This is a genomic window from Lactobacillus taiwanensis DSM 21401 (genome assembly GCF_001436695.1).
Lineage (GTDB): Bacteria > Bacillota > Bacilli > Lactobacillales > Lactobacillaceae > Lactobacillus > Lactobacillus taiwanensis.
Map to the genome: position 1 here is coordinate 42,383 of NZ_AYZG01000004.1, position 12,982 is coordinate 55,364.

Consider the following 12,982-nt stretch of genomic DNA (forward strand, 5'->3'; position numbering starts at 1 on the left):
CTACACATTGTCGTGTTAAAGTATATGAGTATACAAAAAGAAGGTGATTATCTTGGCTAAAAAGAGAGCTCTAGATCGTTCCAAAGTAATCGATCAAGCAATAGCAATTATAAGTGAAAAAGGATTAAGTGAACTAACAATGCCAGCCTTAGCTAAAGCATTGGGAATTAGGTCTCAATCTTTGTATCACTATGTTGCTAATCGAAATGATTTATTAGTTTTAGTTTGTGTAAATAGGCTGCAAGTCCTAAGACAGCATTTAACTAAGAAGATAATAGGTCATTCTGGGTTGGACGCTTTGTTTAGATTTGCAGATGAAATACGTGATTTTTTATTACATGATAAGGCAATTTCTAGTATCTACTATGGGTTAAATGAATATGTTCAAAATGAACAAATTCGTGAAGAAGTTATGAAAATAGTAGATTTAGGAGAAAAGCTTGATGTAGATAATAAAAATATCGTTTCTCTCCATAGTTTACTTGGAGCAGTCTTAGGATATGTTTTCTTAGATCGGTATGTGATTGATGAAACAAAAAAAGATGCTGATGATAATTACCATGAGATGCTTTTACGACTTGTAGCGCCAAAACTTCAAGTTGAAGGTACAAAATAAGGGGAAAGGAAAGTAGCACATGAAATTGCTGAAAAATCATCTTGGTGCTTTGATAGCATGGATAGCAATTTTGCTAATTGCTGTCTTCTCGTTGCCAAATGTGGATGCATTGACACGTCAGCATTCAGAAATTTCACTTCCTAAAGATGTTCAAAGCTCTATTGCAACGAATATCGAAAGTAAGTGGGGGCATGGACAAGATAATACCTATGTTGTAGGGGTAGTTTTTAATAAAAAACATGGAAAACTAACCTCGAGTGATAAGGAGAAAATTGATGATACAATCCGCTTTTTAAAGGACAATAAGAAAAAGCTGGGTATCAAGTCAATGATGACTCCGAATGATAATTACGCAACAAAAGCACAATTGATTTCCAAAGATAAAACGACAGAAATTGTGCAATTAAATATTGCTAATGATCATTCGACTGTTTCTAACGTTAATAAGACTTTAACAAAGGCTGTTAAAACTCCAGGAGTTAGAACGTATGTCACTGGGGTAAGAATTCTTGAAGATGATTTTTCTGCTTCAGTTCAAACAGGTATTAAAAAGACTGAATTAATTACTATCTTTTTTATTTTTATTGTTTTAGTAATTGTATTTAAGTCACCAATTGTACCAATAATCTCATTATTGACAGTTGGAGTTTCATTTATTACTTCATTTTCAATTGTTACTAACTTAGTAGAGAAAGTTAACTTTCCATTTTCAAACTTTACTCAAGTCTTCATGGTTATTGTGTTGTTTGGTATTGGTACTGACTACAATATCCTGCTGTATGATAAATTTAAAGAAAATTTGAGTAAGGGGATGTCTAACCAAGAAGCGACAAATGACGCTTTGCGCAAGGCTGGTAAGACCATTCTTTATTCTGGATCTTCGATCTTAATTGGATTTAGTGCATTAGGTTTAGCTAACTTCTCAATTTACCGTTCAGCTGTTGGGGTTGCTGTTGGGGTCGCTGTATTATTAGTAGTACTTTTAACTTTAAACCCATTCTTTATGGCTGTCTTAGGTAAGAAATTATTCTGGCCAGTTAAGAAGTTTGAAGGTGAAAGCAACTCTAAATTATGGCATGCTCTTTCTAAGGGAAGTCTAACTCATCCAATTGTTTACTTAGTTGTAATGGCTGTTGCAGTATTACCATTCTGCTTGTTCTATTCAAATAATTTGAACTATAACGATGCAGATGAAATTTCTGATTCTACTCCTTCCAAGGCTGGTCTACTTTTATTGCAAGATCACTTCTCTGAAGGCACGCCAGAATATTCAACCTTATATATTCAAAGTGGTCATAAGCTCGATAACGAAAAGAGCTTGAAAGAAATTGATCAGATTGTTAAAAAAATTCAAGCTGATCCAGATGTAAAATTTGCTTCATCAGTAACTGAACCAAATGGTAAGTCAATTAGACGACTTTATGTTGATAATCAATTGGGAACTGTTAATTCAGGTGTTAATACAGCTAGAAATGGTTTAGGAACTTTAAGTAACGGTAGTAGACAAATTACTAATGGTGCTGTTCAACTACAAAATGGTGCAAACCAACTTTCTAACGGATCTGGCCGTCTGCAAGCTGGTGCAAATCAATTAGCTAGTGGAACTACACGTCTTCAAAATGGTGTAGAAGCTCTTAGATCAGGAACTATGCGTTTAGCAACTGGTGCTGGTCGTTTAGAGAGTGGTACCTTGAACTTACAACAAGGTGCTGTACAACTTGAAAACGGAACTATTAAGTTGGCTAATGGTGCTGCAAGTTTACAAAGTGGTACTCAGAGTTTGCAAAATGGTACTCAGGCCTTAGTAAATGGTTTGAATACTATGAGTGCGCAATTATCTGGACAAATGAATAGTGCTACTAAGGCACAATTAGATGCTCTTCAAAAGGGATTGCCTCAAATTAACAATGGTATTCAACAATTGAATCAAGCATTGGGTCAGTCATCAAGTTCTGTAGATACTGCTGGTCTAAAAGCTAATTTAACTGATGTTGGTACTCAAGCCAAAACTATAGGCGATAATTTAACTCAAGCAGGTAACACTTTAAAAGGGTTACAGAGTGCGGGTGCTGGTCTTAGCGATAGTGAAAAAGCTGAATTAACACAAGCTTATGCTCAAGCTATGGATAATGCTAAATTAAATGACCAACAAAAGCAGGCTATGAGTGCAGCTTTTAGTCAAATTTTAGGTAAAGTAGAATCTGCTTCTACTCAAAAAACTCAGAATCTTACTTCAAGCTTACAAAGTGTAGCTGGTAATATTCAAGCAGCTGGTGAAGCAGATAAGAAACTTGGAGAGTCAGCAAATAATGTAGGAAATACTCTACAAACTCTTCAAGGTTTAATGGGTCAAGTTGATAACTTGAAACAACAAGTAAACACTTTAGCTACTGCATCAAACACTGCTTTACCAGGCGCAACTACTGCTTTGAACCAATTAAGCTCAGGCTTAACCCAAGTTCAAAGTGCAGTAGCTCAAGGTGCAGCAGGAGCTAGTCGCTTAAATGACGGCGCAGCTCGCTTAAACAGTGGAGCAGGCCAACTTGCAAGTGGTTTACAAGCAGGTGTAGCTGGTTCTAGTCAGCTTGCAAACGGCGCAGGTCAATTAGCAAACGGTGCTGGTCAATTAAACACTGGTTTGCAATCTGGTTTAAACGGTACTAACCAATTGGCAAATGGTATTGGTCAATTAAACAGTGGTGCTGGTCAATTAAGCTCAGGTATTGGTCAACTTAATGGCGGTGCAAGCCAATTAGCAAATGGTGCTGGTCAAATTGTATCGAATAATCCGAAGATTACTGCTGGAATTGATAAAGTAAACAGTGGTTTAGGCGCTGGTCAAGAATACTTAACTGGCTTAGCTGATTCAGCGGCTGGTAAGACTTTCTACATCCCGGCTAAGATGATTCATTCATCAACCTTTAAGCCAGCTCTTGATAATTACATGAGTTCAGATCTTAAATCTACTAAGATCATCATCATTCTAAAGATGAACCCTGCTTCAACTGAAGGAGCAAAGAAGGCTCATGAAATTAGCAACATGGTTAAGAAATCAGTTAAGGGGACAAGTCTTGCTGGTTCAACAGTTGCAATGGGTGGACAATCTGAAAAGATTTACGATACTCAAGAAACAGCAAGTAGCGACTTCTTAAGAACTGCAATTATTATGTTAGTGGGTATTGGTATTGCTTTGATTTTTGTTACTAGATCAGTATTACAACCAATGTTTATCCTAGGAACTTTAGTAATTGCATACCTAACTTCTTTATCAATTAATCAATGGATTGTTAAGGCCGTTTTAGGTAGATCATTATTGGCTTGGAACACCCCATTCTTCAGTTTTATCATGATTGTTGCTTTGGGTGTTGACTACTCAATCTTCCTGATGATGCGTTATCGTGAATTGGGAGAAGTAAACCCTGGCTGGAGTACAAGTCAACGAATGCTTGAAGCCTGCGATATTATCGGAACAGTTGTAATCTCCGCTGCGGTTATCCTTGGTGGGACGTTTGCTGCTTTAATTCCGTCTGGCGTTCCAACTTTAATTGAAGTTGCATTATGTGTGGATATTGGATTATTACTCTTAGTATTCTTACTACCAATCAATATGTCTGCTGCAATGAAGATTACATACGAAGGCTTAGGCAGAAAAAAGAATAAAAAGGATACTGAATAGGATTTAGCGTTCAAAAAATAAAAGATTGAAGTTATTCATTTATGATTAAGGATTAACTTCAATCTTTTTTCTTTATATAAGTTAATTAGATATTTTATTTAAAACAGCTGCAATTCGGTCATGATCATTATCTAAGGTGATTGGAAAATCAACTTTATTTTTTAGCTGCCCCCTTTATTAACTCCTTTAGGGATAATTTCTAAAAGATGAGAGGCTTAACACTAACTATTTTTTCTCTTTTACAACTAACGAATTTTTATTAAGAGAGGAAAACCAATTGTAATCACTATAGACATCCCAAGCAAGATCTGAGGTCTTAAGAGATTCTACTTCATTGATTAATTTAACTGCTTCTGCAGCATCAAAAAATTGTGAATTAAGAGGTCGTCCCATTTCATCTAAAACTAAAGTTCCATTATACGCAATAATTGGACAAAAATTAGGCATTTTATCTACAACGTTCATAACCCCTTTTGGCATGCGAGCAGAGACAGGAATGAATAAGTCGCCAGCAATAATCTGTTTTTGAATTGCATCTATGGTAGCAGGTGAAACATCGTCTTAAGATATAATTAGCGTTCCGTCGATATCGCTAAAAATAGGTTTGGCTGTCATGAAAATTTTTTCTTTTAAATAGCTTTATCTTTATTATTATAATACGATAAAGATAAGAACTGATGAGTATTATTCGCCTTTGCTTATTAAATAAAATAGTGGAAAAATATAATTAACGACTATTGATAATTGAAATAGATGAGTGAAACTATGACAAAAAAATTGAGAAAAGTGGTATTTATCATCGGTGGTATCTTAGTAGCAGTAATTTTACTCTACTTGCTCTACCGTGATTATCGCCCTGAAATTGATGTTTTAATGCATCCTGATAGCCATACTAAAACGAAATTGCTCTACTTAATTCGCCAACATGAAGTACGCGATAGTCTATTTTTATTGGGACTGATAGCAGTTCTAAATGCTATTCCTGGTATGTCAAATTCCGTTTTTTGTATTTTGGCAGGACTTTGTTACGGGCCGTGGATTGGGTTAGCAATTAATTGGGCTGGAAATATTTTAGGAAATTGTATTGTAGAAAGTTTGATAAAAAGAGTTGATTTTTCACATCGATTTAAGAAAAATAAGTTTTTAAATTGGTTAATGAATCAAAAGCATCCTAGTTTAGGGATGACTTTAGGTTTTATGGTGCCTGTGATCCCTAGTGTGTTGGTAGATTATACAGCAGCTAGATTGGGCACACCTGCTAATAAATTTTTATCAATGGTAATCGTAGGGATGTTTCCTACTTCATTTATTTATGCCTTTGGCGGGGATGCAATTTTCAATGGTGATTTCAAAAAATTAGCTGGTGCTTTGATTGGAATAGCTATTTTATTTATTATGGCTTGGTGGTTAGTCGGCATGGCATCTAAAAAGAGACAGGGAGAAGATTAGCTCTTTGCCTCTTTTTTGGTTTAATTAATTTAAATGCTATAATAAGCTAAAAAGTTTATGAGGGAATAAGTATGAAGTGTCCAAATTGTGGAGAAGATGTAAAATCTACAGATAAACAGTGCCCTAATTGTAACTTTGATTTAGAGAAATTTAGAAATGAATTCTTTACGGGACAGAAAGTAACTCGTAATGAAGAAAACAATGATAAGCAATTAAATAGGAAAACTAGATCGGTTAAAAAGATTGAGCCCAAAAAGCAGAACTCTACAATTGCTACGATGATTAATTGGATTCAAGTTAATTCAATGATTGTTTTTGTTGTAGGAATTATTCTTTTGATTTTAACTAGTTTTTCTCCAGCCTTAGGTTGGTCATGTTTTATTGCACTATTAATTTGGTTGTTTATAGTTTGCGATAAAAATAAGGGTAACACTACAGAGCAGTATACAGTTGATAAAAGGTTAACTGAACATGTAAATAAAGTTGGTTCTGATGTAGTCAATTCTTTTGAAGAAGGCGAAAATAAGGTAAAAGCACGTAGACAAAAGATTGATGATAAACTGGGGCGTGATCCAGAAGCAATAAAGAAGGTTGTTAAACAAAAAAGGACTGCTACTCAACTAGGTGTAGTTCTAATAGCAGTTTTAAATTTGTTACTAGTTTTTAGTGGCCCGTTTTCGTCGGGAACTATGCAAGGCTACCAAGCAGTATCAATTTCTAAAACTCTACTTTCACTTGGAAGATTTAGTGGCAAATATATCTTTATTGGGTATGGAATGTGGCTGTTACTAGTTAGTGTGCCGATTGCAATTATTATTTTGACTATTAAAAATGGTAAGAATAATAAGAGAATAGTTTTCCTCTTGTCTTTGATAGAATCAATTGTGCTAGTAATTTGTGCGGTTGAATTGATTTTTATGAATGCTGGTTTATCGGTAGGAATAACTAATAACGCAGCAACTAATAGTATGGAAATTCAAAGAATTGTAGCCAATGCAGTTTCTTTTGGAGTATCTACGTACTTATTGTTCGTATCAAGTATTTTGTTAACGATAGTTGCTTTTCGTAGTATGAGACAAAAATAAAAAGAATTGGGTTAGACCCAATTCTTTTTTTGTACTGCTAAAAAATTATTTTGATACATCAATTACTAAATGTTCATTTACAAATGACATTAAGCCAAGCTCACTTAGTTCACGACCATAACCAGATTTCTTTACTCCGCCAAATGGTAATTCGGGAGCAGTAATCCAGCGCCCATTAATTACAGTCATTCCAGTCTCAATTTGGCTAGCAACTTCTTGAGCGTGACTTACATTTGAAGAAATAACACTTGAACCTAAGCCAAAACTTGAATCATTAGCTAATGAAATGGCTTCTTCTTCATTTTTAACTTTAAATACTTCAGCCACAGGACCAAATAATTCTTCGTTAAATAATGGATTCTTTTTATCAATATTAGTTAAGATCATTGGGCGGAAGAAAGCCCCAGAACTTTTAATTTCAGGATACTGATAATTAACCATAGCACCGTGCTCGATGCCTTTCTTTACCTGTTCAGCTAATTTGTTAGCAGCTTTTTGAGAATTCATTGGTGCAAGAGTAGTAGATTCATTTAGAGGATCTCCTGGTCTCAGACTAGCAAAGGTATCATGTAGAATGTTCATCACTTCGTTATATAGAGACTCAACAACAATGATTCGTTTAGAAGAGGTACATACTTGACCACAATTGTATGTTCTAGCATCACCTAATACATTTCTTAAAACATCTGGATCTGCATCAGCCAAAACTATAAATGGATCGTTTCCACCCAATTCCATAGTAGACTTTTTAATGTTTTTTCCTGCGGCTTCAGCTACGCTACTACCACCACGTTCTGATCCAGTAACAGCGACACCTTGGACGCGTTTATCAGCAATTACATCACCAATTTGATCATAAGAAAGAAATAGATTTTGTAAACTACCTTTTGGAGCACCAGCTTCTTCAATAATTTTTTCAGTTAATTCTGCGGATGCTGGAACATTATGAGCGTGTTTTAAGATAATTGGATTTCCAACCATAAAGTTAGGAGCAAAAACTCTAATAACTTGATATAGCGGAAAATTCCAAGGTTCACAGGCCATAATAATTCCTGTTGATTGTTTTAAATAATAAGCTGATCCTAATTCCGACTCTAAAGTGGTGGGTTCTAGCATGCTAGGAGCTTTATCAGCATAATAGTTACAAATATTAATACATAAATCTACTTCTTCAAGTGATTCTTGGTATAGTTTTCCCATTTCTAAAGTCATGGTTTTGGCCATTTCTTTACGATGTTTGCTGAAATTGTTTGCAATTTCATGAAGTGATTTGCTTCTAGTAGCCGGGAGTTGATTATACCAAGTAAGGTATAACTTTTCACCCACATCTAGGGCTTGATCTATTTCTTGTTGAGTAGCATTTGGATAACTTTTAATTAATTGATTTGTGTATGGATTAATTGATTCATATTTAGACATAAAATTTCCTCTTTTCAATATATTCATATTATAAAGCGCTTACTTTATAATATCTATAAAAACCACTTCTTTTTAGTAAGATGATAAAAGAAGTGGTTCAATTAATTAAGACTGCTAATCTTTTCTAAAAGGACACGATTATTATTAAGACGAGCAAAAGCGGCTGCGTCATTTAGATACTGAGTAGTTTCTTCTTGAGTCCCGTCTTCTGCAATATTATTTTGTGCTAATTGATAAAGAATTCGAGCAGCAAAATAAATTACATGTCTTTTCTTGCATAAATCGTATCCCATTTTTAATAGCTTATCGGATTGTTGATAATCTTTGTTGCGACCATAAAATTCACCACCATTACACAAAATAGAAAGAAACTGTAGCAAGGAGTCTTCATCTTCAAGATCAACATTAGAAATTGAATTCAAAATAATGTCATAATAATGACGAGCTTTGTAAACGTCGTGCTGTAAATCGTAAACTCGACTACATCCTTTAAGAGCAAGAAGATAGTAAATTTTATTTTGCTTTGATAACTTTACATCTAAGATTGAATTGAAATAATATAAAGCATCAGTTTCCGAATGATCAAGTTCTAGAGCGATAAGAACGCGTAAATAATAATAGTGGAGAGTATCTTCTTGACGAACTAATTCTTTTTTATTAATGCTGCCTAAGATTTGAGCAACTTTTGGAAAATCAAGTTGAATAACAGCAAAGTCTGCTTCAAATAATTTATGGGATGTTTTTTTATTAGAATCTACATCCATAATATCTGCTACATTAATATTCATGCGGTCGCAGAGACTGTTTAAGATTTTTAAAGAAGGGATATGACCATTATTTTCAAATTTACTTAATGTAGATTGAGTACAAATGCCATTGCATAATTCGGTTTGAGATAGACCTAATTTTTTACGAATGGAAATAAATTTGTTAATATTAATCATTCTTTTTCTCCTTGATAGTCTGGAATAGAAAATCTAAAGATTCATCCAAGTAGTCTTTGGCATAATCCATTGCGTGGCGATGCCCTTTGATGACTAATAATTCAACTTCATGATCTTTATTAGCTAAAAACGCAATAAAGTTTAAAACACCATCTAGAGGAACCAATTCATGGGCCGAGTTAATCATTTTTAGGCGTCCTAATTTACTAAAATCATAATTTTGAGCATCCATTTGTTTATAGATAACTGGATCATCCTTACCTGCATAGGTCATGACAAAGAACTTATAAAAAGATTCAAAGATATCATGCAAATCAGTTAAGTGTAATTCATTGGCGCCATATCTTGAAGGTATAACTTTTTGATGATTCTTCATCCAATTAGAAAAGTCCACTGATGCAGACCAAGTTACGGTAGGAAAACCATATAACCCAGCAATATATAAAGCTTGAGTTCCGCCTACGCTAGCGCCAATCTGAACAATATTTTGTTGATCATCGTCATCAGTATATTCTGAGTCTAAAAGCCATTCTACAAATTTTTTACTATCATTATGAGCAGCTGGAAAAGTGAATGTTGGTGCAAGACGATAATCTGGGATTAGAGTCATAAAGCCTGCGTTTGCTAACTTTATCCCCCAATTTTTGACATCATTCTTAGAGCCTGCAAACCAACCTCCACCATGCCAAAAGATTAGAATTTTAGTTTGTGAGTTAGTATTATTTGGAAAATAGATATCCGTTTTTAAATTGTTATTTTCATCGTAAATTATATCTTTTTTTATAACAACCATAATTAAACCTCTTAGTTATTTTATAGCACATTATTATTATAGAATAAATTTTTAGAGCTTATTCATTTATTTATTGATAATTCTTAGGCTACAGCGCCTATTTTGCCTTGTTTTTGTTATTATTAATTTAACATACCAAGGAGGACAGAAAAATGTCTACTAAAACGAGTCGGAAATTAATCAATATTTTGACTATTATCATTACAATTATTCTGATTATTTTGAGTATTTATTGGTACAAATTAGGCATTTTTACCAGTCAAGAGAAAATGAAAGCTTATCTAGCAAATAAGCAAATAATTGGACCATTAATTTTTACTTTAATTCAAATAATTCAAGTTGTAATTCCAATTATTCCAGGTGGAGTTTCTCTGCTTGGAGGCGTCATATTTTTTGGACCAATTTGGGGTTTCGTTTATAATTACGTTGGAATTTGTATAGGATCTATTATTTTATTTTTCCTAGCAAGACATTACGGCAAACCATTTATTTTGCATTTAGTTTCAGAAAAAACTTATGAAAAATACATGAAGTGGACAGCAAATCAGAAAAAGTTTAATTGGTTCTTTGCACTTTGTATTATTGCGCCAATGGCACCTGATGATATTTTATGCATGATAGCAGGCTTGACTGAAATGAAATTTTCTACGTATGTATGGATTATTTTATTAGGTAAGCCTTGGACTATTGCTGCATACAGCTTAGGCTTAATTTACGGCGCAAAATGGTTAGTGAAGTTAGTAGGCAAATAATGCTGGAAAGTAAAAGAATTGTTTTAAGAAATGTTGAAATGACAGATGCAGCTATACTTTTAAAGTGGGGACAGGATAGTATTTATCATAAAAGCGCTGGTTATCAATATTTAGAAGATTTAGATGCCGCTAAGAAAAGTGTCTTACAGTATCAGAATAGATCTTACAGCTACGGAATAGTTTTGAAAGAAAATAATCGTTTAATTGGCTTAGTTGAACTATATGAGCGTGGATTAGATGAATATAATGGGCTTTTGATGACTAAAGATTTAGGCTTTTTATTAGATAAGGATTATTGGCATCAAGGGCTTATGACAGAAACTTTAAAATTGATAATTAATTATGCTTTCAAAGACCTGAAGCAGAATCAACTCTGGGCTGGGACATTTGTCTCTAATACAAATTCTCAAAAACTTTTGAAAAAGTTAGGTTTTAGATATGTTTATACTACTGATTATTCAGCTGTTACGTCTCTATTTAACTATCAAGAAAAATATTATTTATTAACACTACAAGATTGGCATGATATAATGCAAATAAACATGAAATCCTAAGACTAATTTCAGAGAGCTCATGGTTGGTGTGAATGAGTAAATAGTCGTTTCCAGATTTCGTATATGGGTAGGTAATTCTACACGGCTAGCACCGTTATCGCTATTTGAGTGTGGTATTTTTAACCAAATTTGGGTGGTACCGCGAACCGTGTAAGCCGATTCGTCCCAGTAGTAGGGATGGATTGGCTTTTTTTATATTTAGGAGGAAATATGTTAGATATAAAAGTAATCAGAGAAAATCTAGATTGGTCAAAGAAAAAATTAGCTACGCGTGGCATTAAACCAGAAGAATTGGATAAATTAGTAGCAATTGATAAAGAAAGACGCGAGGCTTTAACAAAGAGTGAACAATTAAAGCAAAAGCGTAATGAAGTATCTAATCAAATCGCACAAGCTAAGCGTAATAAAGAAGATGCAAGCGAAGCTATTAAGGCAATGCGTGAAGTAGGTAAAGAAATTAAAGATTTGGATAAAGAAGTAGAAGATCTTACTCAAAAGCAAAGTTATATTTTGCTTCGTTTACCAAACTTCCCAGCAGATTCTGATCCGATCGGTCCAGATGAAAGCTACAATGAAGAAGTCCGTAAATGGAATGAACCAACTAAGTTTAATTTTGAACCAAAACCTCACTGGGAAATTGGTACTGAATTAAATATTCTTGATTGGGATACTGCAGCTAAAGTTTCAGGTGCGCGCTTTGTTTACTATAAGGGTGCTGGTGCTTTACTTGAACGTGCAGTTACAAACTTCTTCTTAGATGAGAATACTAAAGATGGCTATACAGAAGTAATTCCACCATACTTAGTCAATGACGCCTCAATGCAAGGAACAGGCCAATTCCCTAAGTTTACTGAAGATGTTTATACTATCGTTGATAATGACGATCCAGATAAGCCACGTGACTTAACTTTGATTCCTACTGCTGAAGTACCTTTGGTTAATTATTTCCGCGGTAAGATTTTAGATGCTAAGCAATTGCCGATTAATGTAACTGCATTTTCTCCAGCATTTAGAAGTGAAGCAGGTTCTGCTGGACGGGATACTCGTGGATTAATTAGAATGCATGAGTTTAGAAAAGTTGAAATGGTAAAAGTAGTAGATGAAGATAGCTCATGGGATGAGTTAGAAAAATTGACTCACAATGCTGAACATTTACTTCAAAAATTAGGTTTACCTTATCATGTTGTTGCATTATCAACTGGGGATGCAAGTTTTACTAGTGCCAAAACTTATGATCTTGAAGTTTGGATGCCAGCACAAGATAAGTATCGTGAGATCTCAAGTTGTTCAAACTGTACCGATTTCCAAGCACGTCGTAGTATGATTCGTTATCGTGATGAAAATGGTAAATTACATTTGGCTCATACCTTGAATGGTTCTGGACTTGCTGTTGGTAGAACAGTAGCTGCAATTTTAGAAAATTATCAAAATGAAGATGGAACTGTAAATGTCCCTGAAGCATTGCAACCATATATGCAGGGTATGAAAGTAATTACCAAGGAACCAAAATTTGGTGAATAATTAAGATTAATACCAGTCTTTTGTTAGATAAAAGACTGGTATTTTTGTTTTATATGGATAAATAGCGTTTTATAATTTAGCACTCTAGAAAAATATTGCTAATTTTTATATAAAAAGGGGTTGACGAAAAGTAAAAAAGCCTGTAAAGTAATACATGCTGTTTGAGGCAAGCG

General features: G+C 34.1%; 10 protein-coding genes and 1 pseudogene. 7 read left to right on the plus strand and 4 right to left on the minus strand.

Annotated features, from left to right (window positions below; translation table 11 throughout):
* Positions 1-52: 52 nt before the first annotated feature.
* Both FD18_RS01560 and FD18_RS01565 read left to right on the plus strand, forming a co-directional pair.
* Entirely contained in the window at positions 53-616 is a 564-nt protein-coding gene (locus tag FD18_RS01560; RefSeq protein WP_057718228.1) for a TetR/AcrR family transcriptional regulator, read from the plus strand.
* A gap of 19 nt (positions 617-635) precedes the next feature.
* Entirely contained in the window at positions 636-4,292 is a 3,657-nt protein-coding gene (locus tag FD18_RS01565; protein ID WP_057718229.1) for an MMPL family transporter, read from the plus strand.
* A 225-nt stretch (positions 4,293-4,517) separates the two neighbouring features.
* Here the strand turns inward: FD18_RS01565 and FD18_RS09980 are convergent.
* A pseudogene (locus FD18_RS09980) lies at positions 4,518-4,838 on the minus strand (HAD hydrolase family protein); the annotation flags it as partial.
* A 219-nt stretch (positions 4,839-5,057) separates the two neighbouring features.
* Between FD18_RS09980 and FD18_RS01575 the strand changes: the two are divergent.
* Together FD18_RS01575 and FD18_RS01580 are read left to right on the plus strand one after the other, a co-directional pair.
* Positions 5,058-5,741, plus strand: a complete 684-nt coding sequence (locus FD18_RS01575) for a TVP38/TMEM64 family protein (protein WP_057718239.1) — start codon at positions 5,058-5,060, stop codon at positions 5,739-5,741.
* 71 nt (positions 5,742-5,812) lie between these two features.
* The gene (locus tag FD18_RS01580; RefSeq protein WP_057718230.1) at positions 5,813-6,826 is read left to right on the plus strand and encodes a zinc ribbon domain-containing protein; all 1,014 of its coding nucleotides are present in this window, start codon (positions 5,813-5,815) and stop codon (positions 6,824-6,826) included.
* Positions 6,827-6,871: 45 nt separating this feature from the next.
* Here FD18_RS01580 and FD18_RS01585 read toward each other — a convergent pair whose 3' ends face one another.
* From FD18_RS01585 to FD18_RS01595, 3 genes are all read right to left on the minus strand, one after another.
* The gene (locus FD18_RS01585; protein WP_057718231.1) at positions 6,872-8,245 is read right to left on the minus strand and encodes an NAD-dependent succinate-semialdehyde dehydrogenase; all 1,374 of its coding nucleotides are present in this window, start codon (positions 8,243-8,245) and stop codon (positions 6,872-6,874) included.
* Positions 8,246-8,346: 101 nt separating this feature from the next.
* Positions 8,347-9,189, minus strand: coding sequence for a helix-turn-helix domain-containing protein (locus FD18_RS01590; protein ID WP_057718232.1), 843 nt, complete (start codon positions 9,187-9,189; stop codon positions 8,347-8,349).
* Positions 9,182-9,982, minus strand: a complete 801-nt coding sequence (locus FD18_RS01595; RefSeq protein WP_057718233.1) for an alpha/beta hydrolase fold domain-containing protein — start codon at positions 9,980-9,982, stop codon at positions 9,182-9,184. Before FD18_RS01595 ends, FD18_RS01590 begins: the two co-directional genes overlap by 8 nt.
* Positions 9,983-10,134: 152 nt before the next feature.
* On the opposite strand from FD18_RS01595, the gene FD18_RS01600 reads away from it, so the two are divergent.
* The 3 genes from FD18_RS01600 (at position 10,135) to serS (ending at position 12,809) form a co-directional block, all read left to right on the plus strand.
* Positions 10,135-10,734 (plus strand): TVP38/TMEM64 family protein, encoded by a 600-nt coding sequence (locus FD18_RS01600; protein WP_057718234.1) that lies wholly within the window; start codon positions 10,135-10,137, stop codon positions 10,732-10,734.
* Positions 10,734-11,288 (plus strand): GNAT family N-acetyltransferase, encoded by a 555-nt coding sequence (locus tag FD18_RS01605; protein WP_057718235.1) that lies wholly within the window; start codon positions 10,734-10,736, stop codon positions 11,286-11,288. Before FD18_RS01600 ends, FD18_RS01605 begins: the two co-directional genes overlap by 1 nt.
* A 210-nt stretch (positions 11,289-11,498) precedes the next feature.
* On the plus strand, positions 11,499-12,809 hold the full coding sequence (gene serS / locus FD18_RS01610) for a serine--tRNA ligase (protein WP_057718236.1): 1,311 nt from the start codon (positions 11,499-11,501) through the stop codon (positions 12,807-12,809).
* Positions 12,810-12,982: the final 173 nt, after the last annotated feature.